This window comes from Streptomyces sennicomposti, from assembly GCF_019890635.1.
Taxonomy (GTDB): Bacteria; Actinomycetota; Actinomycetes; order Streptomycetales; family Streptomycetaceae; genus Streptomyces; species Streptomyces sennicomposti.
The window spans coordinates 78,379-102,952 of record NZ_JAIOAB010000007.1 but is presented as its reverse complement, the minus strand read 5'-3'; the positions used below and the strand labels follow the sequence as shown (position 1 = coordinate 102,952).

The window sequence follows — 24,574 nt, the reverse complement described above, 5'->3', positions numbered from 1 at the left end:
GAGAGTGCCATGAACATGCCCGTGGTAGTGGGAGTCGACGGCTCGCCGTCGAGCCTGGAGGCCGTCGCCGTCGCGGCGCGCGAGGCCCGGCTCCGGGGACGCGGTCTGAAGGTGGTGCACGCGTTCCTGTGGCCCATCGTGCACGTGCCGCTCGGGCCGTGGCCGATGGGGCAGGCCGTGGACGCGCTGCGGGAGGAGGCCGGCCGGCTGGTCACCGAGGCCGCGGAACACGCCCGCTCCGTGGCCCCCGACCTCGAGATCCGCTGCGCGGTGCTGGCCGGCGGGCCGCTGCCCGTGCTGGAGGCGGAGTCGCACGGCGCCGCGCTGGTGGTGGTCGGCAGCCGGGGGACGGGCGGCTTCATGGGACTGCTGCTGGGCTCGACGGCGGTACAGCTGGCCGGGCACGCGCACTGCCCCGTCCTGGTCGTACGCGACCGCCCGGCCCTGGCCGGCCCGGTCCTCCTCGGCGTCGACGGCTCCCCGGCCGGCGAACCGGCCGTCGACTTCGCCTTCGCCGAGGCCGCGCTGCGCAAGACCGGCATCGTGGCCCTGCACGCGTGGACGCCGTGGAGCGTGCCGGTGACACCGCCGCCGGGACCGTCGGCCCCCCACCAGCCGGACCCGGCCGCGCTCGCGGACCGCGAGCGGCGCCTGCTGGCCGAAGCCCTCGCCGGCCGGCAGGAGCAGTATCCCCAGGTGCCCGTCGACCACGTCCTGGTCAAGGGCGACGCCCGCGAGGCGCTGATCGAGGCGAGCGGACGGGCCGGACTGCTCGTCCTCGGGGCCCGGGGGCACGGCGGCTTCGCGGGCCTGCTCCTCGGCTCGGTCAGCCAGGCGGTCCTGCACCACGCGACCTGCCCGGTGACGGTGGCACGACACTTCGGCGACCGGCGCGCACTCTGAGCGCGCGCCGCGCGGCCGGTACGCCGGTCAGCGCGGGTCGTCGCCCTCCCGCCCAGCCGCCTCGTCCTGGGACAGGGGGCACACCGTCCCGTCGTCCGGCAGCACCACCAGACGCACCGCCATACGGCGTGCCCCGGCGGGGCGTTCGCCCGGGTCGGTCACGTACCTGTGCAGCAGGGCCCGGTACTCCTCGGCGAACTCGGCCGCCTGCTCCTTCGTCAGCCACAGGGCGGCGCGCTGGATGTGGTGCCAGCCTGCCGAAGTGTCGTACCCGGCGTAGGCCTTGACGACCAGGTTCAGGTCGTGGGTCATCTTCAGCGCGCCGATCTTCAGCGCTGCCTCGCGTTCGTCGGCCGTCATCTCCAGCCCTGGTGGCGTGAAGATGTCCGTCATGAGCGATCTCCACCAGCGTTCCCGGCCGTTGGAGCGCTCCTCGATCTCGGCGATCAGCTGGAGATCGGCGAGTTTGCGCAGGTGGTAGCTGGTCGTGCCGGTGCTCTCGCCGAGGGCCTTGGCGACGCTGGTGGAGTTGGCCTCGCCGTGCTCGCCGAGGTAGCTCAGGATGTCGCGGCGTACCGGATGGGACAGCGCCTTGTGGAAGGCCTTGAGATCCTGGCCGGTCAGCACTCGTGTCTCGGGACGCTCAGCCATGCCCCTCAGCGTACTGCAGAGACTCTCTGCAACGGATCGCAGAGAATTTTTGCAGAGCTTCTCTGTAGCGGCTAGGGTGAGACCCGGGAAGGTGCGCACGCCCTGGGTATGGCGGGGGCGGCGCGTACCGCTTCGACATTCTTCGGACTGGAGGGGGCGGCCGTGTCCGACTCACTGGACGCACGACTGCGGGACGAGATAGACGACCAGGTCGCCGAGGCGTTCGACGCGTACCTGGCGGACCGCCTGGCCGAGCCGGGCCCCCTGCGCACCGCGCTGGCCGCCCGGCGCGGCGCGCGGGTGGTCCTGGGCACGATCGGCTTGGGCGCCCTCGCCACGGCCCTGGCGCCGGCCGCGGTCCCGGTCCTGTGTTCGATCTGGGGCGCCATCGCCTTCGTGGACGTGACCTGGCTCCTGACGGCTCAGCACCGGTGAAGAGCCCGGCGCACCACCGCAGCCGCACGGTCCGTATCCGCGCACGCCGAGGACGCGCCGTCGCCCTGGTCGCCTCCGCCGTGGCGCCGACCGGCGCCTGCGCGGCGGACGGGGCGCGCGGCGAGTGGGAGGTGGCCTGCGGTGACCGCGAGGGACCGGTTCGCCGTCCCGGCCGGCAGCCGCTTCACCGCCCGCCTCACCCCGGCGGGAGGGGCGCCGACGGCTTGGTGCTGTGGCGGTTCGACGACGTGCGCCCCGACAACGTGGACGGATACGACGACGACATCGAAGGCTGTGAGGAGTGACAACGCCCAAGGTGTGAGGAACAGGGCCGCTTGGCGACCGTCACCCGGCGGCGCGGCCCCGCGTTCGGGTCACACGTGGTGGCCCTGGGACGCGAGCCATCTGTGCACGCTCTCCTTGTCGGACGGGGTGATCCGGACGGGCCCGTCGACCGACGGGCCCTCGTCGGCGTTGAAGGCGGTGTCCGTGATCCTCGCCGTCACCCAGGTGGCCAGGTCCTGCGCGCTGTCCTCGGCGAGGGCACCGCTCTCCCAGTCCTCTCGCGCCCGCCGGGCGGCGTCCGGATCGTGGCGTTCCGTCTCCGCCAGCCAGACGGGCAGCAGCCGCTCGACCACCTGACGGTCGGGTCCGGACGCCCGCTGCCGCCGCTCGTGTGCTGTCATGCCCGCCGGGTTTCCCCCACGGCGGCGGACGACACGTGACCGCCGTGCCCGTGCCCGTGCCACCGCCCGTGTCCCGGACCGGCCGCGGCGGGCGACCGGGCCGGTGGCTCAGCGGCGGGCGCGCAGCCGCTGGAAGAGGCGTTGCGCCTGGGCGCGGCGGCGCGGGTCGCTCGCGGTGCGCCGCACCTGCTCGATCGTGCGCCGCCCCTGCGGGCTCCGCGCGAACTCCTTGATCCGTCCCAGCACTCCGGCCACGATGCTCCCTCCCTCGCTGACCGGCCCGGCTCCGCGCCGGACCGTCGTCTCCGGTACGGCTGCCCGGCGACCGGGGTTCCAGTCCGCGCGTATCGGACGTGCCGCAGCGCGCAGGCGCCGCGGCTGCCTGATCCGGCCGGGTGCTTCTGTCGGCTCCCGGCCGGGTGTTTCCGTCAGTTGTCGTCCAGCCGGGCCAGCGTCGTCTCCAGGTCGGCCGGGCGGGGCCGGTTGTGGGGGAGCTTCGCCAGTACGGCCGCCATGCCGCAGGTGTCGGTCACCGCGGAGAAGACCAGGCCGCCGGCGATGCCCGCGGACACCAGCCGGAAGGCCGGGTGGACGAACTTCCCGAGCGCCAGGCCGAGCAGGACGGCCGAGCCCGCGGTGAGCCGGACCTGGCGTTCCATGCCCCAGGTCGCCTTCGCGCCGTCCTGGGGGCGCTCCAGGTCGTTGCCCTGAGCGGCCCAGGCGCCGGTGCCGCCGACGAGGGTGGCGGCGGGTATGCCGTGCTCGGCGAGGGTGCGGCAGGCGTTCTGGGAGCGGTTGCCGGAGGCGCAGACGACGAGGACCCCGCCGCGCTCGGCCGCGCTCCGGAGGCCCGGCAGGGCGCGGTCGAGCTGGTCGAGGGGGACGTTGAGGGCGCCGGGGAGGTGGCCGCCGGCGTACTCGCCGGGGGTGCGGACGTCGATGACGGTCAGCTCGTGCAGACGGGCGCGGGCTTCGTCGGGGGCGAGGGCTACGGGGGTGGTGGTCATGGGGGGCGTGTCCTTGTGCGTCGGTGTCGGATCGGTGGAGGTGTCGGATCGGTGGCGGTGGCGGTGGCGGTCAGTATTGGTCGGTATCGGAATCGGTGTCGGGGGCCGGTCGAGGGGACCGCGGCGGGAGTGCCGGTTGTCCGGTCAGACGAGCGCGTCCGCCAGCATGAGCGCGGCGACCGCGAGCAGTACGCAGGCGAAGAGGCGCTGCAGCGCGGTGCCCTTGAGCTTCGCCGCCAGCCGCTTCCCGTCCCAGGCGCCCAGGATCGCCGCCGCGGTGAACGGCGCGACGACGGCCCAGTCCAGCCGCGTACCGGCGCCGGCCCGGGCGCCGAGTGCGGCCAGCGAGTTGATCGTGATGACCAGCAGGCTGGTGCCGACGGCCCGGCGCATGGGCAGGTTCAGTACGCCCACCAGGGCCGGGACGGCGAGGAAGCCGCCGCCCACCCCCAGGAATCCCGTCACCGCGCCCAGCCCGGCGCCGGCCGCGCCGGCCTTCCCGGGACGCACCGCGCCGGTGGCCTCGGTGCGCGCGGGCCGCAGCATGCGCAGGGCCGCGATCGCGGCGACGACGGCGAACGCGACGGTCAGCACGGGCTGGGGCACACGGCCGGCGGCGGCCCCGGCGAGCAGGGCGGGTACGAGGCCCGCCGCGGCGAACAGCAGACCCGTCCGCCACGCGACCTGGCCGTCCTTGGCGTGCCCCACGAGCGCCGTGACCGACGTCAGGGTGACGATGAGCAGACTGGCCGTGGCCGCGGCCGCCGGGGTGAAACCCAGCAGGTAGATCAAGGCGGGCACCGCGAGGACGCTGCCACCGCCGCCGAGGCCGCCGAGGGCTAGGCCGACGACGGCGCCGGCGAGGAGCGCGGGTATCAGAGCGGTCATTCGTCCTGCTCGCGAGCAGGGTCGTGGCCGTCGTGGAGGGGGAGCATCACACAACCTCCCGGTCGGTCGGAGGGGGTCGGGAAAGGTGGACGGAGGCCGGTCGGCCCAGAGCGGTCGTCGGAGACGGGCCGGCGGAGGTCGGAGGTCGGTCGTCAGAGGCCGGTCGTCGGAAGCCGGTCGGCAGAGGCGGGTCGGCGGAGGTCGGCCGTAAGAAGCCGGTCGGCAGAAGTCGCTCGGCGGAGGCGGGTCGGCGGAGGCCGGTCGGCCGAGGGCGAAGGCATCGGGGCGGGCCGTCGGGAACGGGGCCCGCTCAGGCGGTGACCACGGTCAGGCCGGCCTCGCCGGCGGCGTCGAAGCCGTCGTCGACCGCGACCACGTCACGGCCCGCCGCGTCGAGCAGGGACGCGGCGATCGCGGCGCGCATACCGCCCGCGCAGTGCACCCACACGGTGCCCGCCGGCACCTCGCCGAGCCGCCGGTGCACTTCGTGGACCGGGATGTGCACCGAGCCGGCGATGTGCCCGCCGGCCCGCTCGGCGTCGCGCCGTACGTCCAGGACGACGACGCCGTCCGTGCCGCGCTCGGCCAGGTCCGCGAACGTGGCGCGCGGGAAGGAGACGAGCGGCGCGCTCTCGCTCGCCCACCGCTCGGGCGCACCGGTCGCGGCAGCCGCCGGACGGTCGATGCCGACCCGTACCAACTCCCGCTGTGCGTACGCCAGTTGTTCGGCGGATTCGGCGAGCAGGGTCACCGGCTTGCCCCACGGGATCAGCCACGCCAGATACGTGGCGATCTTGCCGTCCGCCTCGAAGTTGAACGAGCCGGCGACATGGCCCTCGGCGAACGCGATCCGGTTGCGCAGGTCCACGACCCACTCGCCGGCCGCCAGCCGGACCGCGATCTCGTCGGCGTCCGCGACGGCCGGCGGCGTCAGGTCCACGGGGGCGGGACCGCCGGCGTTGGCCGGGCCCATGTGCGCGTAGTAGGCGGGTGTGTCGTCCAGTCCGGCCAGCAGCCCGGCGACGAAGGCGTCCACGTCCTGCGTGAACGCCGCGTTCGCGGCCTTCTCCGCCCCGATCGTCGTGGCGTCGCCCTCGGCCTGCGCCGAGGAGCAGAAACTCCCGAAGCCGTGCGTCGGCAGCACGGTCGTCCCGTCCGGCAGCTCGGCCGCCAGCCGGTGCGCGGAGGCGTACTGCGCGCGGGCCAGCCGCTCGGTCAGCCGCGGTTCCACCAGATCCGGGCGGCCCACCGTGCCGATCAGCAGCGATCCGCCGGTGAACACGGCCACCGGCCGCCCCTGCTCGCGCAGCACGTAGGAGGTGTGGTGCGGGGTGTGGCCCGGGGTGGCGACCGCGCGCAGTTCGAGTCCGGCGTCGAGGGCGACGGTGTCGCCGTCGGCGACCGGGACCCGCGCGAACGCCACACGTGCCCCGGCCGGTACGAGGTAGGCGGCGCCGGTCACCCGGGCCAGTTCGAGGCCGCCGGTGACGTAGTCGTTGTGGAGGTGGGTCTCCACCACGTGCGTGATCCGCACGCCCCGCCGGGCCGCCGCCGCCAGCACCTGGTCGATGTCGCGCGGCGGGTCCACCGCGACGGCCGTCCGCGGACCGCCGGCCAGGTAGTGGCGGTTGCCGAGGCCTTCGAGCTCGATGGTGTCGATGAAGAACACGGAGACGCTCCCTTCCGAAGAATTACCCCCCGGGGTATGCAGTCACCGTAACATGGGTACCCCGGGGGGTATTCGGACAGGGGTGTGACGTCCGCCCGAGGAGTCCGCGGGGATATCCGCCCGGGGCATCCGCCCGAGACGTCCGCCCGCGACACCCGCGCCCCGGCCACCCGCACCCCCCGGCCACCCGCACCTCCGGGCCACCCGCACCCCCGGGCCACCCGCACCCCCGCGTCCCTCACACCTCACGCGTGTGTGGCGTCCGGGTCCGCGTGGTCCGCGATCCAGCGGTCGACGCGCGCCCACTGGGCCAGCAGCCACTCGCTGCGGGCGGCGTCGCCCGACGGGACGCGGCTCGCGGGGACCCGCCACCACCGCGCCCGCACGCCCTCCCGCAGCGGCAGCCGGTCCCAGACGGTGCGCGCGGAGTGGAGGACGTCGAGGCCGGTGTGGGCGACGAAGACCACGTCGGCCGTGGGCGCGGCGGCGAGCGCGGCCAGGGCGCCGGCGTCCCGGGGCGGCAGCACGTGGCGCATGCGTTCCGCGCGGGCCGCCCGGCGTCGCAGCCCGCGGCGGCGCAGCGAGGCGATCGCACGCAGGCGGCGGCGCGGGGTGAAGTTGCCGCCCTCCGGGAAGATCACGAGGGCGTCGCCCGGGCCGAGCCCGGCCGCCAGCTCCCCGATCGCGTCCTCGGCGCGGCGGCCGAAGGCCGGCAGGAAGCAGTGGGGGACCCGCCCGACGAGGACGTCGAGGGCGGGGTCGGCGCGCAGCGTCCGCTTCAGCACGGTGTGGGGCCGCAGCCCGGCCGGGCCGAGCAGCACCTGCAGCAACAGGAAGGAGTCGCCGACCCCGGCGTGCCGTACGAAGACCAGCACCGGCGCCGCCGCACCCCCGGACGCGCCGGGCGGCGGGGGCGTCACCGTCACCCGGAGCCGGAAGATCCGCTCGCCCGCCCGCCGCAGCAACCGCAGCAGCCTCTCCAGCAGGGCGAACGCGTCCTCGGCGCGCCGCCGCGCACGGTCGCGCCCGTCGGGCAGCCGTCGCGCCCACAGGAACGCCGCGGCCGTCAGCCCCGCCAGATCCACCAGGAGGTACAGCAGGACGAAACCGAGCATCCGCACCGGCCGCCACGGACCGCGCGTCGCGAGCGAGACCGGCGCGCACAGCACGCCCGCGGCGACCAGGAGCGCGGCCGTCACGGGAACGAGCGCGAGCAGCAGCGCGGTGGCCGCCGTGCGGCGCAGTCCGGTCAGCACCGCGCGGGCCGCGCGGGCCGGGCGGCCGCGTCGTACCCCCGCCTCGGTCATCGCGGGCCGTCGGACACGTCCGGTGCGCCCGGTGCGCCCGGTGCGCCGAGGGCGGTCTCGAGGTAGCGGGAGGCGGCGGCGTAGGCGCGTTCGATGCGCTCGCCGGTACGGCCGAAGCTGCGGTACCGCAGCTGGCGCAGGGTGCCCGCGCCCTCCTCGGGGCCCGAGCCCGACGGCAGGACGTGGACCGTGACGCCGGGCGGCAGATCCGCCATGTCACGGGCGAAGCGGTGCCTGCGGGCGATCTCGAACGCCACCAGGGCCACCTGCCAGGGCGCTCGCGGCGGGGTGAGGGGACGCTCGACGCGGCCGACTTGGAGGACGTAGACCTCGCTCGCGCCGAGGGCCACCGCGCGGCCGACGGGGATGCTGTTGACCAGGCCGCCGTCGACGTAGTGCCCGCCGTCGAGCCGGACGGGCGGCAGCAGCCCGGGCACCGCGCACGAGGCGAGCACGGCGTCCACCAGCGGTCCGGCGGTGAACCAGTGCTCGGCGGCCTGCTCGATCCGCGCGGCCACGCACTGGAACGGCAGGGCCAGCGCCTCGATCCGCGTCACCGGGAGGTGGGTGCACAGCAGGTCGCGCAGCGGGGCGGGGTGGTACAGGTGCGTGCCGCTGCGTACGGCGGTGCCGAGCCGCCCGAGCAGCGATCCGGAGAACACGCCGGCGCGCCCGAGGCCGGTCCACAGGTCGGCGAGCCGGGCCACCGACGCCCGTGACGGGTCGGCGGCGACGGCGGCGCCGTTGATCGCGCCGACGGAGGTGCCGACGACGAGGTCCGGGTGCACTCCGGCGGCGAACAGCGCCTTGAGCATGCCGACTTCATAGGCGCCGAGGGCGCCCCCGCCGCCCAGGACGAAGGCGCGGATCGGTGGGCGGGCGGTCCGGCTGTCCTCCATGGCCGACAGGTGCCCCGGCTCGGCCCCGCCAACCATCGGGCGGGCGCATGGGCCGGGGCGACGCGACGGACGGCTCCGTACTCAGCGCGAGGGACGGGGCGCCGTCATATGGCGACACTCTCCCGGAAAGCCATATGGCGACACTCGCCCGGAAGGCCGGGGTGCCGTCACATGGCGACGTGGGTGTGGACCCGGACGAGGCGCAGCGACGCCAGGTCCCGGCGGCGGATCAGCCAGCTGACGACGCCCAGGTCCAGTTCCCGGACCTCCTGGCCGCAGCGCCAAGTGGCCAGCAGCACCCAGTCGTCGGCGTCCTCCGCCTCCGGCTCGGCGTCCCGCACCAGCGACAGCGGGTCGTCGTGCACGACGACGGGATGGCCGCCGAGCGCGAACGTCCACACGGGCCAGGAACCGCCCACGTGCGTCCAGGCGCTCTCCAGTTCGTCGGCGAGTGCGTACTGCTCGTCGTCGGGGTCCTCCCATCGCGCCTCGGCGAAGCTCTCCGCGTCGGGCGGGGACAGGTGGTGCCACATCGTGCGCATGTCCTGCGGCGCGAACGGCTCGTACCCGGTGTCGGTGCGACGAGCGGCTGTCGGCGTTCCGGCGGGTATGTGGCGCACGGCGTCGGGCACACGGCCCCCGAATCCCAGGTCGGGCTCGGCGAAGAACAGCAGCCGGCCGTCGGAGGGGAGGGGGAGCCCGGCGGCGCCCGGCGGGAGGAGCGCGCAGTCCACCGAGGCCACGAAGGGGAAGGACGGGTCCGGCGCGTCGGCCGGCAGCAGGGGGTCGCCGCCGAGCCGGGCCGAGAGCGGCCCGTCACCGCCCTGCGTCCAGTACACGCCCGGCACGGTCCGCCGTATCCACTCCTCCACGTCGTCCGCCGGCAGCCCCCGCGATGTCGCCTCGGCGCGGAAACGGTTGACTCTGTCGGTGTTCCAGACGTCGATCACGGCGCCACCCTACAAAGGCCCGCCCGGCCTCCGCGCCCGGCCTCCACGCTCGGCCCCCGCGCCCAGGCCCACGTCCGCCCCCCCCGCGCCGGGCCGCCCGCCCCTGGGCCGCCCGCCATCGGGCCGCCCGCCATCGGGCCGCCCGCCCGCCCGGCCCGGGACGCTGTCACCAGGGCAGCGGGCCTGCCAGGTCGAAGAACCCGCCGCTGGGGCCGTCCGGACCCGCCTGCGCCATGCGGACGATGATCTCGGCGCCCTCCTCGACCGTCTGGGTCCCGGTGTTCCCGTTCAGGTCCGTCCTGGTGAAGCCCGGCTCCACGGCGTTGATCCGCATCCGCGGGAACGCCTTCGCGAACTGCACGGTGACCATGTTGACCGCCGCCTTCGACGCCGGATACGCGACCCCCGGGTAGGCGGCGGCGGGATGGTCCGGGTCGGACACGTGGGCCAGCGACGCCAGACCGCTGCTGACGTTGACCACGACCGGCGCCGCCGACCGCAGCAGCAGCGGCAGGAAGGCATGGGTCACGCGCACCGTCCCGAAGACGTTGGTCTCGAACACCTCCCGCATCATGTCGGCGGTCACGTCCGCCGCGCCGCCCACCTCGTTGTTCCGGCCGCGCGCCTCGATGCCGGCGTTGTTGACCAGCACGTCCAGGCCGCCGTCGGCCTCGATGGTCTTCACCGCGGCCGCGACGGACGCGTCGTCGGTGACATCGAGCCGCACGGCCCGCGCCCCCCGGCCCAGCCGCTCCGCGGCGGCCTGGCCGCGGGCCTCGTCCCGGCTGCCGACGTAGACGGTGTGGCCCGCCGCGAGGAGGCGGCGGGCGGTCTCGTGGCCGAGACCCTTGTTCGCTCCGGTGATCAGTGTCGTCGTCATGCCTCCACGATCCGTCCCGCCGGTCCGCGCGGCCAGGTGTCCCGTCTTCCTGGGACCAGCGGTACCAGGAAGACGCCCGGCCGCTGCGGCATACTGGTCGCATGGCGACGGCGGAGTTCGGCAAGGCGGTGCGCCGCTGGCGCGACCGGGTCCCGCCCGAGGCGGCCGGGCTGCCGACGGGCGGACAGCGGCGCGCGGCCGGACTGCGCCGCGAGGAACTGGCCCTGCTCGCCGGGATCTCCGTCGACTACGTCACCCGGCTCGAACAGGGCCGGGCCACCAACCCCTCGTCCCAGGTCGTCGAGGCCCTGGCCCGGGCGCTGCGGCTGGCGGAGGAGGAGCGCGCACACCTGTTCCGGCTGGCCGGGCTCGCGCCGCCGGGCCCGACCACGGTGCCGGCGTACATCACCCCGAGCGTCCAGCGGGTGCTGGACCGGCTGACCGGGACGCCCGTCGCGGTCTTCGACGCGTCCTGGACCCTGCTCCTGGCCAACGCGCCCTACGCGGCCCTGATGGGCGACCCGTCCGCCCGGCGCGGCGACGAACGCAACGGCGTGTGGCGCCACTTCCTCGGCCAGGGCATCGGCGTACGGCGCACCGCGCAGGCGCAGCGAGACCACGAGGCGGCGCTCGTCGCCGATCTGCGCACGGCCGCCGAACGCTACCCGGACGACCGGCGGTTGCACCGGCTGATCGCCGAACTGCGCACGGGCAGCGAGCGGTTCGCCGCGCTGTGGGACACGGGCGCCGCCGGCCGCCACGAGGCCTCCCGCAAAACGATCGACCATCCGCGGGTGGGCCCCGTGACGCTGGACTGCGACATCCTCACCGTGGCCGGCAGCGATCTGCGGCTCATGGTCTACACGGCCGAGCCCGGCACCGAGGACGCCGAACGCCTCGCCCTCCTCACCGTCCTCGGCACCCAGGACCTGGCCCATCCGGCCGGTCGAGACATCTGACCGGCTGAGACGGCGGTCGTGGCGGGCCCGGGGACCGGGGCGCCCGCCGCGGCGGGGTCAGAGCATCAGCAGCAGACGGGTGTTCGGTATGAGCTTGCGGTTCACGCTGGTGCTCTGCACGAAGATGGTGAAGTCGTCGTTGTGGTCGGGCCGGACGCGGACCTCCACGTCGGGCAGGCCGAGCAGGGTCCGGGCCTCGGGGCCCGTGTACACCCGGTCCGTCTTCTTCTCCAGCACCGCGATCCGCTTGCGCGCCTGGACCTTCTCCGACTTGCTCAGCTGGTAGTACGCGCCGCCGGTACGGTAGGTGTGCCCGCTCTCGACGACCCAGTCCCGGATCGCCGCGTCCCGGGTCACCGGGAGCAACTGGTACTCCGACGGGTCCACCGGGGCGAGGCCGGCCGCCTTGACGGTGTCCTTGTTGACCGCCTCCGCGCCCGCGGAGAACACCGCCCTCGATCCCCGGATGCCCTGGGTGCGGCCCACCATGAACTTCTCGGTGGCCTCCCGGATGACCTGCCCGGCCTCCTCCAGTCCCTGCGTGCTCGTGGCGTCCCAGACGGCGACGTTGTCCTTCGGGAAACCGCACTGCACGGCCTCCCGCTTGCCCATCTGGTCCGGCACGAGGACGGCCAGCGTCCAGTTGTCCCGCTGGTCCGCGATCATCTCGGCCACGGCGGCCACCAGCGCGCGCGGGTCCCTGGCGGGGGCGTCCGGGCAGCGGTGGCTGGCGTTCTCCTGGCCGTCCGTCAGGACGAACGTCAGGAAGCTGTGGTCGCCGTACAACTGGGCCGTCCGGGCCAGCTCCCGCTGCGATTTCAGCGTCGCCGCCAGCAGGGCCGTCATCCCGCCGGGCCGGTACAGCTCCCGGAGCGACGGCATCCGCAGCACGTCCTTGTCGTAGACGACGCACTCCACCCGGTCCGCGAACACGTACACCGTGACCCGGGTCTCCTGGTCCAGCTCCCGCGACCGGCGGGCGAGATAGGCGATCTGCTCGTCGGCGACCTCGACGACCTTGCGGCTCAGGTGCGCCATGGACGCACTGGCGTCCAGCACCAGGGCGACGTGATTGATGTAGTTCTGGTTCCCCGACATGGGAGCCCCCTCTTCCCGATCCGTTGCTCCCACCTTCCCACCCACCACTGACAATCGGCTTCGCGCGCCGAGGATAAGCTAGGTTAGGTTAGGCAAACCTAAGTTACCTGCTCCTGGGAGAGCCCGGATGCGCCGTACCCGTTCCCGCGCCATCGCACCCACCGCCGCCGAGCGCGTCCGCTCGGTGCTCGCCGCCGCCCATTCCCTGACCGTGGTGAGCGACGGAGCGCACACCGAAGTGCGCCGTCTCGACGACACGGGGGCCATGGGCCACTTCCATCTGCACGCCCCCTCCGAGGATCCCGTCGTCCGGCCGTCCGGCCGCGTCCCCGTCCGGCTGGAACTCACCGACGTCGCCCCCACCCCGGTCCGCGAACGGCTGCGCGCCCGCGTGACGATCACCGGACTGCTCGGCGCCTCCTACGACCCGGAGCAGACGGAAAGCACCTGCGTGGAGTTCGGGCAGGCGGTCCTGGAGGACGAGCGCGGCCGCACGTTCCTGACCCTCCCGGAGCTGGAGGCGGCCCCGCTCGACCCCCTGGCCCCGTACGAGGCGGGCATGCTGACCCATCTGGCCGACGACCACGGCGCACTCGTCCCGCTGCTGCTGCGGCTCGTCCGCCCGGCGCCCGCACCGGGGGTGCGGCGGGTGCTCCCGGTCCGCATCGACCGCTACGGCCTGACCCTGCGGCTGGAGTACCCGCGCACCCACCGGGACGTGCGGCTCCCGTTCAGGGCGCCCGTGCGCCACATCGACCACGTCGGCCCCCAGATCCACGGTCTCCTGGCTACCGCCCGCCGCCTCTCCCACACGGGCCGTCTGCCGGCCTGAGCGCCGGACACACCTGAGTCCCGGACACACCTGAGTCCCGGACACACCTGGGCCCCGGACACGCCGCCGGGGACGGCCGGAGCCGCTCTCCGTCCGCCCACCCGGGGGGAAACCTTCACGGACGCGTCGGACCGGCGGGTCCACGGCGCGTCAGACCGGCGGGCAGCCGAACCAGTCGACCGTGCCCTTGTCGGCGTCGGTGGTGTAGCCGAGGCATCTGATGGTCCTGTGGTGCAGGGTCTTGGTCCGTTCGACTCCGCCGTCCAGGGTGTCGCCCTTGTAGCGGGTCTGCACGAGCGTGTCGATCTCGACGGTGTACCAGCGCTTCTCGTGCGACGGGATGCTGCAGTGACGCGCGGTCACGTTGCGGCTGGGGCCGTCGTCCCACAGGTCCTGGTCGCCGCGGTCGCAGTGCGCGCCTGCGGCGGCGACGGCGGGGGAGGCGGCGGCGCCGAGCAGCGCCGGCGTGGCTATGGCGATCGCGGCGGCGACGCCGAGGAGACGCCGCGCGGTCAGGTGCTTCACGGTCAGGTGCTTCATGGTGAGGTTCATCGACGGGTCCTTCTGCCGGGGGTGGCGGCCGGCCGGAGTGGCCGGGCCGTCTCTGCGTGATCGTCACACCGCCCCGGGTCTCCCGCCCGGTGGCCGGTGGCCGGTTCCCCCGCCCCGGTGACCTCCGTGCCGCCGATGCAGCAGGACCGGCGGCGGGCCCTCCGGGCTGAGCGGGTGCGGACATGCCGCCGGGGGCGGCCGGAGTCGCACTCCGTCCGCCCCCGGCGGGTCTCCTCCGCGTCAGGCCTCCGCGTCAGGCCTCCTCGACCAGGTACGCGACGCTGTCGACGACGAACTCGCCGTACCGCAGGGCCGAACCGATGGCTTCCATCCGCGCGTACCGCGCCGCGGACAGCGTGATCTCGGCCGGGGCGTAACTGATGGCCTTCAGCAGCACCCGGAACGCCAGGTCCGGGCTGCAGCGGCGCGCGCACTCGGTGAGCGCGGAGCGCACCTCGGCCGGGAGGAGCCGCACCGCCTCGATCTCGGCGACGACCGCGTCGAGGCAGGCGGCGCCTTCCTCGGCGTCCGCCCCCGTGAGCGCGCGCACCTCGGCGTGGGCCGCCAGCCGGGCGTCACACAGGTCGGCGACCGTGCGCGTCCACTCGGCCCCGCCGCCCACCAGGTGGAAGGCCGGCATGTACTGGGACCCGGCCTCCCACAGCACTTCCAGCGTCGAGGAGGGGAGGGCGGCGAGGAGCCGTGCGTCACGGCGTACGGCCAGGGCTTGCTCGTCCTCGGACTGGGCCAGGTACTTGGCGACGACGTCAGCGGCCGTCTCCCCGTCGTGGATCCAGTCCTGATGGAAGAGACTCATGACCGTCGTCACCCCGAAGTCGAACGGCGTGAAGCGCGGCATCACCCCTCACCTCCTCACTTCGGGTAGCACGTCTGGACGTAGAAACCGGCCTTGTGCCCCTTGGCGCGTACGAGCTTGATGTAGAACCTGTTGCCCGTCGCCACGGCGCTTCCGTCCGGATAGTAGGCCTTGCCGAGCGAGTTCCTCGCTCCGAAGGAGCCCTCGAAATCCAGGTCCGGCCTGGTGGACTTCTGGAGCCAGTTCTTGATCCGGTTCGCGTTGTTGGCCAGTGCGTAGTCCACGACCTGCTGTGCGGTCTGCTGGTCGACGAACAGGCTGTTGGGCGTGGTGCGGTTGTACTTCCGTGTCTTCTCGGCGGCCAGCTCGACGGCCCGCTGCGGGCTGACGATGCCGGCCGTGTGCTCGTCGAGCGTGTGAGCCTGCCCGGAGAACTTCTGCGCGTCGGCCACGAGGTCGTTGCAGTTGTGGACCAGGACCGGGCTGTCGCCCGCCACGGCGTAGAAGGTGTGCAGGCCGGAGACGGTCAGGTCGTACACCGTCCGCGGCGTCGCCTCGTGCCGTTCGGCCACCGTGGATACGGCGCGGGTCCCGCCCGGGGTGCGCAGGACGTCGCCCGGGCGCAGGTCGGAGGCCAGGGTCCAGCCGCGGCCGGGCACGAAGAACCGGTGCCCGGGGGTGCTGGTGAGCCGGCCGCCGCCGGCCAGCGTCACGTCCACCAGGTCGTCGGCGCCGTGCCGGAACGTACGGGTGACGGACTCGCCCCGGGTGCGTCCGGTCGCCGGGTCGGTGGCCAGCAGCAGGTCGCCGGCGTGCACGTCGCGCAGCGCCTTGCGGCCGCCGTCGGCCAGGACCACTTCGGTGCCGCCGGGGAAGCTGTTGACCTTGCAGGCGGTCACCAGCTCCTCGTAGACCGACACCTCGCGCTCGATCGCGGCGACCGTCACCGCGTCGATGCCGTCGATCGCCTTGAGCGCCTTGAGGGCGTCGCGGACGCCGACGCCGGTGACGAAGGCGGCGTCCACGGCGCGCAGCGCGTCCGCGATGGGCCGGACGGCCTTGCCCGCGAACATCGAGGCCACGTCCACGGCCGCCCATGCGCAGCCGCCCCAGCTTCCGCTCTGCCCGCCGGGGGTGAGCTTCTGGGCGCACTTGATCCAGCTGCCGAAGAGGATGTCGACCGGGTCGATGTTGCTCTGGTACTCCTCCATCGTGATGGTGTGCGTGACCGTCTGGGACAGTTCCTTGGTCCGGATCTGGCCGATGTAGTCCGTGGCCTCGGACGGGCAGGAGTACTTCTGCGGGTCCAGGTCCTGCGCGCCGCACAGATACAGGTCGAGGACCGCCACGTACCGGATCTTCGAGGTGATCGTGCAGTCGCCCCGGTAGAACAGCTTGTCGATCCAGCCGTCGCAGCCGTCCGTCTTGCTGACGACCTCCGGGTCGCCGACCTTCTCGATGTGGTCGACGACGTAGAACACGTTGCCGATCGAGCCGCCGTCGCCGTCGGGGACGGTGCCCGCGCCGATCTGCTGGGCCTGCGCCGCCTTCTCGGCGCGGTCGGCCGCCGCCTGGGCCTCCTCGGCGTACTGGGCGGCGTCCTTGGCGGCCTGTTCGGCCTCGGTCGCGGCCGTGTCGGCGCGGTCGGCCGCCGCGCGGGCGTCCTTGGCGTCCTGCTCGGCCTGAGCGGCCGCCGAACGGGCCGCCGCGGCGTCGAGTTCGGCGGCGTCGGCGGAGTCGCGGGCGTCCTTGGCGTAGCCCTCGGCCCGGCCGGCGGCCGCGTCGGCCGCCGCCGCGTCCTGGGCGGCCTGGTTGTCGTAGCCGATGGTGCGGGTCAGGGACGCGGAGGCCGCTGCGGCCGCCTTGGCGGCGTCGGCCGCGTAGCCCAGGGCCTCCTTGGAGTAGGTACGGGCGTCGGCGGCGTACTGGGCGGCGCCCGCCGCGTGGGTGTAGGCCTCCTTGGCGTCTCCCTTGGCCTGGTCGGCGGTGTTCTTGGCGGCCTGGGCCTCGGCGGCGGCGTTCTTGGCGTGGGCGTCGGCGACCGCCTGCTGCTGCTCGGCGATCGTCTTGGAGCCCTGTCCGGTCAGGACGACCAGAGCGGCGGCGGAGTCGGTGTCTACGTAGGGCGAGCCGAGCTGGACGGCGTCGTTGGCGGGATCGGCGACCTGTGCGGCGGCCTTGCCGGCGTCGACGGCTGCCTGGGCGGTGACATGGGCGAAGCCGGCCGCCTTGGCGGCGGCGGCGACCGCGGTGACGGCCTCCTTGTTCGCCGCGTCGGCCTGGGCCTTGGCGTCCTTGGCGTGCGCCTGGGCCTCGTCGGCGAGCTCGACCGAGGCCTTGGCCTCCGCCGAGGCGTCCTTGGCCGCCTGGATGGCGTCGGCGACGGCGCTGGTCGCGGTCCTCACGGCCGCGTCGGCCTTCAGCTTGTCGGCCTGCGCGGCGTCCGCGTCCGAGCGGGCCCGCTTCGCGGCGGCCTCGGCGCGGGTGGCCGCGGCGTCGGCGTCGGCCGCCGCCTTGGTCGCCGCGTCCGCCTCCGAGCGCGCCCTGGTCGCGGCGGCCTCGGCGTCGCCGGCCGCCTTGTCGGCGTCGTCCGCGGCGGCACGGGCCGCGTCGGCCGCGCCGCCGGAGTCCAGGGAGTCGGCGTAGGCCTGCTTGGCCGCGGCCTTCGCCCGCGCCGCCTGGGCCTTCTGCTCGGCGTCCAGGGCGTCGTCGCGCATGGCCGCGGCGTGGTCCTTCGCCTTGACCGCGTCGTCACGCCTGTCCTCGGCGGTCTTCTCCGCGGCCTCGGCCCGCGCCTTGGCGTCCTTCGCCCTCGTCGCCTCGGACTCGGCCTTCTCGCGGTGGTCGGCCGCCTCGGCCCGTCTGGCGGCGGCGTTCTCCTTCTCCGCCTTCGCCGTCTTCTCCTCGGCCTCGGCGGCGAGCCGCTTGGCGTGCGCGTCGGCGGCGGCCGCCTTCGCGTCCGCCTCCGCCCGCACCGCGACGGCGAGCTTGGCCTCGGCGGTCTCCTTGTCCTTCTTGGCGTTGTCCCGGTGCACCTTGGCCGCGTCCGCGGCTGCCTTGGCCTGCGCCTCGGCGGCCTCCGCGGCCTTCTTGCGGAACTCCGCCTTCGACTGCGCCGCCTGCGCCAGCGCCCGCTGCGCGATGGTCGCGCTGTCACCGGCCGAGGCACGGGTCGCGGCCTCCGCCGTCTCACCGGCCTTCTCCAGCGCCTGGAGCGCGGCGGCCGCGCCCTTGGTCACCTGGTCCTTCTGCTGCCCGACCAGCAGACCGCGGCCCCGGGGCGCGCCGTTCGCGTCCGCGATGCCGTACGCGGCCTGCAGCGCCGTGTCCGAGGCGGTCGCGGCCTTCTGCGCGGTGGCGAGCTGCGTCTTGAGGACGGTCAGCTGCGCCTTCGCCGCGGTCTGCGCGGCGGCGATCCCGGCCTTGGCCTGGTCGAACTGCGCCTTCTTCGGGTAGGACAGCGCGCCGTCGCCGGTGTGCGTCTTGGGCACGACGCGGAACGTCTGGGCGCTGGAGCCGTTGCAGGTCGACTGCACGGCGTCCCTGCTGTTGTCGAACCCGGGCAGGTGCAGGCACTTGCCGGTCGCCGTGTTGCGCAGCGCGCCCGGGCTGCGGACGTCGAAGGCCCAGAACTGGGTCTTGGTCGAGGCGCAGTCCCGGATCTGGATCTTGGCGCCCTCGGCGCTGCTGCTGCCCGCCACGTCCAGGCACTTCATGCCGGCGTTGGGGTTCATCAGGCGGTAGCCGCCGTTCTCCGATCCCCACAGCTGCCACTTCTGGGCCGCGCCGCTGTTGCAGGTGTAGATCTGCACCGGGGTGCCGTTGGTCTTGGCGCCCCCGGCCACGTCGAGACACTTGCCGCTGGCTCCCGGCACCTGGATCTCCAGCTGGCCGTCACCGATCCAGCCGAAGCCGCCGGCGCTCCAGTAGTCCTGCCAGCGGGTGAGGTGGTCGGCGATCCAGGACTGGCCGAGCATCTCGGCCATCGTCTCGGCGCCCTTGGTGAGCGCCGTGGTGGCGTCCCGGCTCGCGTCGAGGATCTGGTTGCGCCGGGTGGCCTGGGAGGCGATCTCCTGCTGCCACTCCTGCGCGGCGGTGTCCTCCGCCTGGCGGAGCGTCTTGTTCGGGTCGATCGGATCACGCCAGGCACAGGTGGCGAAGCGGGTCTTCAGGTCCTCGACCGCGATCCGGTACTCGGTGCTGCCCGGCTCCGGCGCGGTACGCGGCCAGCCACCCGAGGCGAGGAAGACACGGGCGTTGTCGGCGCCGGCGTGCTCCGTGGCGAAGCCGTGCAGCCACTCGAAGGCGTTGCGCTCGTTCAGCGCCCGGTTCCACTGGTCGGAGGGCAGGCCCGGGTCCGGGTCCTGGCCGTAGAGGGGGGCGCCCAGGTCGTCCACGGCCTTGAGCGTCTTCGCGTCGGCCTCGGGGGTGGGGTCGTAGAAGTCGAACTTGTCGTTCCAGTCGGGGCTCGCCCACTTGCCGAGGCCGGTCTGGTCGTAGAAGTCGCTTCCCTCCTCGCCGCCGCGCACCCAGTGGAACCCGGTGTGGGTGAAGCCGCCCGGATCGGGCAGGCCGTCCAGCGGCTTCTCCCACGCCGCCTCACGGGCGTGCAGGCGCTCCCAGTTGGCGTCGGTGGCGGCCTGGTCCCGGTTGTAGGCGTCGTGCAGCGGGCCGTTGTACGCCCCGTCGAGCGTGGCCAGTTCCCGCAGTTTCTCCGGGGTCTGGTTGAGGGCGTTCTGCGCGAAGGCGTACATGTCCGTGCCGCCCAGGCGCAGCGCGTCGGTCATCAGGCACTGGTCGAAGCGCAGTTGCTCGTCGCCGGTGGTCTCGTACCAGTCGTCCGGCCGGTCGCTGGAGTGGGCGCCGGCCAGTTCCGGGGCCAGTCGGGGCTGCACCGCGAGGCCCGTGAACAGCGCAAGCGCGGTGACGGAGGTGACGGCGGTGGTGAGGGCGGCGGCGCGCCCGCCCGGTCTGCCCGCTCCGCCGGGTCTGCGCGACCCGGGCGTGCGGAACCATGCTCTGGGGTGCACGAAGCATCCCTTTCTACGTTCGTGGGGGGTGACGTCCCGGCCGCCGCGACGGCCGGACGAGGAAGCGGCGGTGCGCCGCACACACCGCTGACGTGACGTCAGAAAGGCGTGACCACAGCCGAATCGGCGTGCGTGGGACCACGACGCGCATGCGACGGCAGCACGGACGCGGCCCTCCTCCCCGTGAGCGACGGCGGTTCCCCCGGTCGCTGAGTGGCATGCGCTCGGCTCGAAGCGGAATGGTCAGGTTCCCGCCAAGCGCGGCGCCACCTTACGCGGGCGCCCGTGGGCCCGTACAGAGACTTGATCTTGGTTGTCGGCCGTGGCCGGAAACCTCCGGCCACCGAATCAGCGGCGTCCGTGGCCCCGGCGGCCCGATGTTCCATGGATTTTCTGTGTGTCCGCTGTGAGCGGAGCGAGGAGGTGGCCGGGATCCGATCAGCTGGATATGGCCGAGTCTCGCCCATGGTCGCCGTGGTCGTCCGCCGCCGCCCACGGCCGGCGGGGACGGCGCGGTGCGGCCGAACCGCCGCTCACGCCCCGGCCAGCGAGTCGATGAGCGCCAGGGCGTCGTCGACCGAACCCGCCGGGTCGTGGAGCGGATACAGCACGCCGCGTACCGTGCGGGACGCGTCGAGGACGAGGGTGAGGCGCTTGAGGCGGTCTACGCCCGACGCCCGGAAGGTGGGCAGCCGCAGCGATCCGGCCAGTTGCAGATCGGCGTCCGACAGCAGCGGGAACGCGATCCGCGCGTGCTCCGCGAACGCGGCGAGCTGGTCGGGGCGCTGGGTGCTGACCCCGTGCACGCGCGCGTCGCGCTCCGCGAAGTCCGCCATCCGGTCGCGGTACGTGCACGATTCCAGCGTGCAGCCCCGGGCGCCCGGGATCCGCTCCCAGCCCGGCGGGTAGTCGTGCCCGCCGGGCGCGTAGGCCCCGGGGAAGCAGTACAGGACCGTCCAGGCCCGGTCCGCGGCGACCGGGTCCACCGGCGCGCCCTGCGGGCCGGCGAGTTCCAGTCCGGGAAGACGCCGCCCCACCAGGGCGTGCACGCGCCGGGTCTCGGCGGAGTCGTCCGCGCTGGTGGCCGAGAGCGCGCCGTCGCCCATCACATGGCGGGCGCCCCAGTCCTGGAGGGCGACGAGGACCGGCAGCAGGCCCCGCCCGGCCGGCGTCAGGTGGTACTCGAAGCGGGCGGGGCGCGCGCTGTAGAGGCGCCTCTCCAGGACGCCGTCCGCGACCAGGGTCTTCAGACGGCCCGTCAGAACCTTGCGGCTGATGCCGAGTTCGCCCTGCAGGGCGTCGAACTGGTGCGTTCCGCCCGCGATGTCGCGGATGAGGAGCAGCGTCCACGGGTCGCCGACCACCGCCAGCGCCTGTGCGATCGCGCAGTCCGGGTCGTCGATCTCTGTGTACCGCATGATCCATGAGTATAGTCAGTTCCCTAAAGAGACTCACTCGGCGGAGTGACTCACTCGGCGAGCGCAATGGGGGCGGGCATGACGACGGCCGTGCAGGGACCGGGAGACGAGGAGAGGCAGGCGGACGGCGCCTCGCACGCGGCGGCGTTCTGGCGGTACTGGGGCGCGTCCACGGCGAGCGGCATCGGCGACGCGGTCACGGCGGTGGCCCTGCCGCTGCTCGCCGTCCTCGTGCTGCACGCCTCGGCGTTCGAGGTCAGCCTGATCACGGCCGCCTCCTACGCCGCCTGGCTCCTGATCGGCCTCCCGGCCGGGGTCCTCGTGCACCGCCTGCCGTTGCGCGGGACCCAGGTGGCGATGGACCTCACCCGGGCCGTCGCCGTGGTCTCGGTGCCGGCGGCCGCCGCGCTCGGCGTCCTGGGCCTGCCGCAGCTGATCGTCGTGGCGCTGGTGGTCGGACTCGCGTCCGTCGTCTTCGACGTCGGCAACTCGACCTTCCTGCCCTCCATCGTCACCAAGGAGGAACTCACCGCCCGCAACAGCCTCACCTCCGGCACGCATGCGGCGACCCAGCTCGGCGGTCCGTCCCTCGGCGGCGTCCTGGTCCAACTGCTCGGCGCGGCCACGTCGATCGTGGTCGACGCGGTGAGCTATCTCGTCTCCGCCGCCCTCATGAGCAGCCTCCCGCGGGTCCCGCACCCCGCCCACCAGGGCTCGCGGCGCGGCATGGCCGAGATGATCCGCGAGGGCTGGCGGTACGTCACCCGGCACCCCGTGATCGGCCCCTGCGCGGCGGACGCGACCGCCGTCAACTTCGTCTGCGGCGGCCTGATGGCGCTCACCCCGGTCTTCCTGGTCCGCACCCTCGACGCACCGCCCGCCCTGGTCGGCGTGCTCATCGCGGCCGACGGCCTCGGCACCCTGGTCGGCGCGGCGCTGACCCCACGGATCGTGGCCCGGCTGGGCAGCGGCCGGGCGCTGCGCCGGGCCGCGGTGGCCTCCCCGTGCTTCGCCGTGCTGATGGCGCTGTCCGGCCACTCCGCGGGGCTGGCGCAGTTCGCCCTGGGCAACGCCGGCTTCGGCGCCTGCGTGGTGGTCACGAGCATCGTGACCCGCACCTACCGGCAGACCGCCACGCCGCCGGAACTGCTGCCGCGCGTGATGGCGACGGTCCGCTTCGTCTCCTGGGGCGCGATCCCGTTCGGCGCGCTGGCCGCGGGAGGCGCCGCCGCCCTGAGGAACGAGCGCGCCTCGTTCGTCCTCATGGCCGTGCTCTCCCTGGTCAGCCCGGTGGTGCTCCTGGCGAGCCCGGTGCGCCGCATGCGCGAACTGGCTTGAGCGGCACCCCGGTTCGGGGCGGGCGGCGGCTACCGTGGCGGGCATGGTCGAACACGATGCCCTCGGCGCCACCCGCGATGCCTACGACGCCGTCGCCTCCACCTACGCGCAGCTGTTCCGCGACTCGCTGCGCGACAGCCCCCTCGACCGTGCGATCCTGGGCGTCTTCGCCGAGGTCGTACGGGCGAGCGGCAACCGCGAGGTCGCGGACCTGGGGTGCGGACCCGGTCATGTCACCGCGTATCTCGCCGAGTCGGGGCTGGAGGCGTTCGGCGTCGACGCCTCGCCCGCGATGATCGAGCTGGCCCGGCAGGACTTCCCGGGACTGCGCTTCGAGGTCGGCTCGATGGCCGCGCTGGACATCGCCGACGGGGCGCTGGGCGGCATCCTCTCGCGGTGGTCCGTCATCCACACCCCGCCGTGGGAACTGCCCGCAGTCCTCGCCGAGTTCCACCGCGTCCTGGCGCCCGGCGGGCACCTGCTGATCGGCTTCTCGGCGAGCGAGGGGCCGTCCCGCCCCACCCAGCGCTTCGACCACGCGGTCGCACCGGCCTACCGGTGGGCGCCCGACCATCTCGCCACGCTGCTGCGGGAGTTGGGGCTCACCGAGGTCGCCCGCACGGTCCGCGAGCCCCAGCCCACCGACCGCCGCCAGTTCAAGGAGGTCCACCTCCTCGCCCGCAAGGCGGAAACGGGGACCGCCTGATCGGGATGATCGTCGGCCGGCGGCCCGCCCGATACCTCACACGTGCCTCAGCGGTGTCGCACGTGCCTCAGCTGTGCCACACGTGCCTCAGCTGTGTCACACGTGGCTCCGGTACGTCACACGTGGCTGCGGTACGTCACGCGCGCCTGTCGTGGCGGCCGCGCCGGCCGCGGCCCGGCTCCGTGGGCCCCGCCAGCAGCAACGCCGCCCACAGGGCGGCCTGGACCGCGAGGCCGAGCACGGTGCGCACCGCGGCCCCGGTGGCGACGGCGGAGGCCAGCAGACCGGTGGAGAGCACCAGGAACGCGAGATAGGCCAACTGGGCGGAGCGCAGGACCGCGCCCGTCCAGACGGAGGAGCGCGAGGCCCGCTGTTCGGCACGCGGTGTCATGACACCGCCCGGACGATCATCCATGTCACCATCCCGAGGAAGCACATCCCGACCAGCCGCGTCATCGGGTAGCCGCGGGCGGTGGGTTCGGTCGCGTCGTAGTCCTCGACGAACGGCCGTTGCAGCGGCCGGTTCGTCTTCCACAGCAGCCGCGGTCTGAGCACCTGCGCCAGACCCATGGCCGCCATCAGACACAGCAGAACAAGGAACACGCGACGTCCCCTCCCGTGCTTCCGCCCTACCGGGCCCCCGCCCGGCCGGCGGAACCCGTGGTGCGGATACGGGTGCCCCGGGGGACGGGACGGACACCCGCCCGGGGGACTCTTCGCCTACGGCCGGGTCGGCGTGATCATCGCGAACGGGGCGCCCTGGGGGTCGGCGACCACGGCCATCCGGCCGGCCATCATGTCGAACGGCGGGGCGAGGACCGTTCCGTTGCGCTTGACCAGGGCGTCGACGGTGGAGTCGACGTCGTCGACGGCGAAGTAGCTCAGCCAGTGCGCGGGAGTGCCGGGCGGATCGTCGGCGAGCAAGGTGACCCCGCCGACCGCCCGGCCGCCCACGCGCAGTTCCCAGTAGGCGTCCGCGCCGTCGAGCGGTTCGATCTCGATGCCGAACGCCTCGCCGTAGAAGGCGGTGGCGGCGGGCACGTCGGCGGTGTGCAGCTCGTTCCAGGTCAGGGCGCCCGCCTCGTTGACCACCCGCGCGCCGAAGAAGTCGCCCGGCTGCCAGACGCCGAACACCGCGCCCTGGGGGTCGGCGGCGACCAGCATGCGGCCGAGGGTGCCGACGTCCATCACCGGGACCAGCAGGGTGCCGCCCGCGGAGACGATCGCGTCCTGGGACGCCTGGGCGTCCGTGCTGGCCAGGTAGGTGGTCCAGACCGTCGGCGGCTCCGGCATCCCCTCGGGGGCCATCGCCGGGCCGATGCCGGCGGCGGCCATGCCGCGCAGCTCGCAGACCGCGTATCCGCCGTACTCGGCCGGGCCCGGTCGGCCCTGCCAGCCGAACAGATCACGGTAGAAGTCCAGCGCGCGCTGCTGGTCCTTCGCCATCAGATCGACCCAGCAAGGGGTGCCGGTCGCGTACGGAGCGGTGACTTCGGGCATCCTTCGTCCTTCCACGAGGTGTCCAGCCACCTTTGCCTTCCGAAGACGG

At 74.1% G+C, this 24,574-nt stretch carries 25 protein-coding genes; 7 read left to right on the top strand and 18 right to left on the bottom strand.

The window, feature by feature from the left end:
- The first annotated feature begins 9 nt into the window (after nucleotides 1-9).
- Entirely contained in the window at nucleotides 10-903 is an 894-nt protein-coding gene (locus tag K7787_RS06665) for a universal stress protein (RefSeq protein ID WP_223000789.1), read from the top strand.
- Between the two features lie 27 nt (nucleotides 904-930).
- On the opposite strand, the gene K7787_RS06660 is transcribed toward K7787_RS06665, so the two are convergent.
- Nucleotides 931-1,554, bottom strand: a complete 624-nt coding sequence (locus K7787_RS06660) for an ArsR/SmtB family transcription factor (RefSeq protein ID WP_223000788.1) — start codon at nucleotides 1,552-1,554, stop codon at nucleotides 931-933.
- A gap of 162 nt (nucleotides 1,555-1,716) precedes the next feature.
- Between K7787_RS06660 and K7787_RS06655 the strand changes: the two genes are divergently transcribed.
- Nucleotides 1,717-1,989, top strand: a complete 273-nt coding sequence (locus K7787_RS06655; protein ID WP_223000787.1) for a hypothetical protein — start codon at nucleotides 1,717-1,719, stop codon at nucleotides 1,987-1,989.
- The gene (locus K7787_RS06650) at nucleotides 1,986-2,294 is read left to right on the top strand and encodes a hypothetical protein (protein ID WP_223000786.1); all 309 of its coding nucleotides are present in this window, start codon (nucleotides 1,986-1,988) and stop codon (nucleotides 2,292-2,294) included. The genes K7787_RS06655 and K7787_RS06650 overlap by 4 nt, the downstream gene beginning before the upstream one ends.
- 69 nt (nucleotides 2,295-2,363) lie before the next feature.
- On the opposite strand, the gene K7787_RS06645 is transcribed toward K7787_RS06650, so the two are convergent.
- The 9 genes from K7787_RS06645 to K7787_RS06605 all read right to left on the bottom strand — a co-directional run bounded on the left by K7787_RS06645 (nucleotide 2,364) and on the right by K7787_RS06605 (nucleotide 10,275).
- Entirely contained in the window at nucleotides 2,364-2,675 is a 312-nt protein-coding gene (locus K7787_RS06645; RefSeq protein WP_169437244.1) for a hypothetical protein, read from the bottom strand.
- 108 nt (nucleotides 2,676-2,783) lie between these two features.
- Entirely contained in the window at nucleotides 2,784-2,930 is a 147-nt protein-coding gene (locus K7787_RS06640; protein WP_019984206.1) for a hypothetical protein, read from the bottom strand.
- A gap of 173 nt (nucleotides 2,931-3,103) precedes the next feature.
- A complete protein-coding gene (locus K7787_RS06635; protein ID WP_019984207.1) occupies nucleotides 3,104-3,682 on the bottom strand; it encodes a rhodanese-like domain-containing protein in 579 nt (192 codons plus the stop codon).
- A 144-nt stretch (nucleotides 3,683-3,826) separates the two neighbouring features.
- The gene (locus K7787_RS06630) at nucleotides 3,827-4,570 is read right to left on the bottom strand and encodes a sulfite exporter TauE/SafE family protein (protein ID WP_223000785.1); all 744 of its coding nucleotides are present in this window, start codon (nucleotides 4,568-4,570) and stop codon (nucleotides 3,827-3,829) included.
- 310 nt (nucleotides 4,571-4,880) lie between these two features.
- Nucleotides 4,881-6,239 (bottom strand): MBL fold metallo-hydrolase, encoded by a 1,359-nt coding sequence (locus K7787_RS06625; RefSeq protein WP_223000784.1) that lies wholly within the window; start codon nucleotides 6,237-6,239, stop codon nucleotides 4,881-4,883.
- A gap of 245 nt (nucleotides 6,240-6,484) precedes the next feature.
- Complete coding sequence (locus tag K7787_RS06620; RefSeq protein ID WP_223000783.1) at nucleotides 6,485-7,546, bottom strand: lysophospholipid acyltransferase family protein; 1,062 nt, start codon at nucleotides 7,544-7,546, stop codon at nucleotides 6,485-6,487.
- The gene (locus K7787_RS06615; RefSeq protein WP_223000782.1) at nucleotides 7,543-8,445 is read right to left on the bottom strand and encodes a patatin-like phospholipase family protein; all 903 of its coding nucleotides are present in this window, start codon (nucleotides 8,443-8,445) and stop codon (nucleotides 7,543-7,545) included. The genes K7787_RS06620 and K7787_RS06615 overlap by 4 nt, the downstream gene beginning before the upstream one ends.
- Nucleotides 8,446-8,612: 167 nt before the next feature.
- Entirely contained in the window at nucleotides 8,613-9,395 is a 783-nt protein-coding gene (locus K7787_RS06610) for a DUF1963 domain-containing protein (protein ID WP_223000780.1), read from the bottom strand.
- 166 nt (nucleotides 9,396-9,561) lie between these two features.
- Nucleotides 9,562-10,275, bottom strand: a complete 714-nt coding sequence (locus tag K7787_RS06605; RefSeq protein WP_019984213.1) for an SDR family oxidoreductase — start codon at nucleotides 10,273-10,275, stop codon at nucleotides 9,562-9,564.
- A 101-nt stretch (nucleotides 10,276-10,376) separates the two neighbouring features.
- On the opposite strand from K7787_RS06605, the gene K7787_RS06600 reads away from it, so the two are divergent.
- On the top strand, nucleotides 10,377-11,234 hold the full coding sequence (locus K7787_RS06600; RefSeq protein ID WP_223000778.1) for a helix-turn-helix transcriptional regulator: 858 nt from the start codon (nucleotides 10,377-10,379) through the stop codon (nucleotides 11,232-11,234).
- 57 nt (nucleotides 11,235-11,291) lie between these two features.
- Here K7787_RS06600 and K7787_RS06595 read toward each other — a convergent pair whose 3' ends face one another.
- Nucleotides 11,292-12,332, bottom strand: coding sequence for a vWA domain-containing protein (locus K7787_RS06595; RefSeq protein ID WP_009192750.1), 1,041 nt, complete (start codon nucleotides 12,330-12,332; stop codon nucleotides 11,292-11,294).
- Between the two features lie 127 nt (nucleotides 12,333-12,459).
- Between K7787_RS06595 and K7787_RS06590 the strand changes: the two genes are divergently transcribed.
- A complete protein-coding gene (locus K7787_RS06590; RefSeq protein WP_164387853.1) occupies nucleotides 12,460-13,164 on the top strand; it encodes a DUF2470 domain-containing protein in 705 nt (234 codons plus the stop codon).
- A gap of 150 nt (nucleotides 13,165-13,314) precedes the next feature.
- On the opposite strand, the gene K7787_RS06585 is transcribed toward K7787_RS06590, so the two are convergent.
- From K7787_RS06585 to K7787_RS06570, 4 genes are all read right to left on the bottom strand, one after another.
- Entirely contained in the window at nucleotides 13,315-13,716 is a 402-nt protein-coding gene (locus K7787_RS06585; RefSeq protein ID WP_223000777.1) for a hypothetical protein, read from the bottom strand.
- A 253-nt stretch (nucleotides 13,717-13,969) separates the two neighbouring features.
- Nucleotides 13,970-14,575: a hypothetical protein gene (locus tag K7787_RS06580; RefSeq protein ID WP_223000776.1), complete on the bottom strand. Its 606-nt coding sequence runs from the start codon at nucleotides 14,573-14,575 to the stop codon at nucleotides 13,970-13,972.
- Between the two features lie 14 nt (nucleotides 14,576-14,589).
- Complete coding sequence (locus K7787_RS06575) at nucleotides 14,590-19,563, bottom strand: RICIN domain-containing protein (protein ID WP_223000775.1); 4,974 nt, start codon at nucleotides 19,561-19,563, stop codon at nucleotides 14,590-14,592.
- Between the two features lie 533 nt (nucleotides 19,564-20,096).
- On the bottom strand, nucleotides 20,097-20,981 hold the full coding sequence (locus K7787_RS06570) for a winged helix-turn-helix transcriptional regulator (RefSeq protein WP_223000774.1): 885 nt from the start codon (nucleotides 20,979-20,981) through the stop codon (nucleotides 20,097-20,099).
- A gap of 78 nt (nucleotides 20,982-21,059) precedes the next feature.
- Between K7787_RS06570 and K7787_RS06565 the strand changes: the two genes are divergently transcribed.
- Nucleotides 21,060-22,319, top strand: a complete 1,260-nt coding sequence (locus K7787_RS06565; RefSeq protein WP_223000773.1) for an MFS transporter — start codon at nucleotides 21,060-21,062, stop codon at nucleotides 22,317-22,319.
- A 43-nt stretch (nucleotides 22,320-22,362) separates the two neighbouring features.
- Nucleotides 22,363-23,025 carry a class I SAM-dependent methyltransferase gene (locus tag K7787_RS06560; protein ID WP_223000772.1) on the top strand — a complete coding sequence of 221 codons (663 nt, stop codon included), beginning with the start codon at nucleotides 22,363-22,365 and terminating at the stop codon, nucleotides 23,023-23,025.
- Between the two features lie 136 nt (nucleotides 23,026-23,161).
- Here K7787_RS06560 and K7787_RS06555 read toward each other — a convergent pair whose 3' ends face one another.
- The 3 genes from K7787_RS06555 to K7787_RS06545 all read right to left on the bottom strand — a co-directional run bounded on the left by K7787_RS06555 (nucleotide 23,162) and on the right by K7787_RS06545 (nucleotide 24,525).
- Entirely contained in the window at nucleotides 23,162-23,416 is a 255-nt protein-coding gene (locus K7787_RS06555) for a hypothetical protein (RefSeq protein WP_164391589.1), read from the bottom strand.
- Complete coding sequence (locus K7787_RS06550; RefSeq protein WP_223000771.1) at nucleotides 23,413-23,628, bottom strand: DUF6199 family natural product biosynthesis protein; 216 nt, start codon at nucleotides 23,626-23,628, stop codon at nucleotides 23,413-23,415. Before K7787_RS06550 ends, K7787_RS06555 begins: the two co-directional genes overlap by 4 nt.
- A gap of 117 nt (nucleotides 23,629-23,745) precedes the next feature.
- Complete coding sequence (locus K7787_RS06545; RefSeq protein ID WP_223000770.1) at nucleotides 23,746-24,525, bottom strand: VOC family protein; 780 nt, start codon at nucleotides 24,523-24,525, stop codon at nucleotides 23,746-23,748.
- Nucleotides 24,526-24,574: the final 49 nt, after the last annotated feature.